Source organism: Salmonella sp. SAL4457, assembly GCF_046548235.1.
GTDB classification, from domain to species: domain Bacteria; phylum Pseudomonadota; class Gammaproteobacteria; order Enterobacterales; family Enterobacteriaceae; genus Salmonella; species Salmonella enterica.
The window spans coordinates 1-388 of record NZ_JBGDZO010000106.1; the positions used below are offsets into that span (position 1 = coordinate 1).

A 388-nucleotide genomic window follows, 5' to 3' on the forward strand; every position below is an offset into this window, starting at 1 on the left:
GGTGGGTGAAGGTGTTGCCGCCGGGGAATACCGCGGGGTGCTTGGCGACGTCGGCGAGGAACACCGTGCCCTGTCGGGCCAGCGGGTGCTCCGGGGCGGCGACGAAGTCCAGCGGGTCGTCCCACACCGGGACTGCGCGCACCGGTTCGGCGGTTTCCGGGGCCAGGGTGATCACCGCCAGTTCCGCACGACCATGAAGGATCTCCTCGTAGGCCACTTCCGAATCCAGGAACTGGATATCCAGCGCCACCTGCGGATGCGCCCGGGTGAAGGCGCGCAGCAGCGGCGGCAGGCGATGCAGGCCGATGTGGTGGCTGGTGGCCAGGACCAGCCGGCCGCTGACCTCGCCGGTGAGGTTGTTCAGCGCCCGGCGGGTGTCGTCGAGCAC

1 protein-coding gene is annotated in these 388 nt (G+C 70.4%); it reads right to left on the reverse strand.

Going from position 1 to position 388, the window contains the following annotated elements:
* Positions 1–388: LysR family transcriptional regulator substrate-binding protein (locus ACLJNW_RS23445; protein WP_410961117.1), on the reverse strand; the 388-nt coding region annotated here is incomplete at both ends.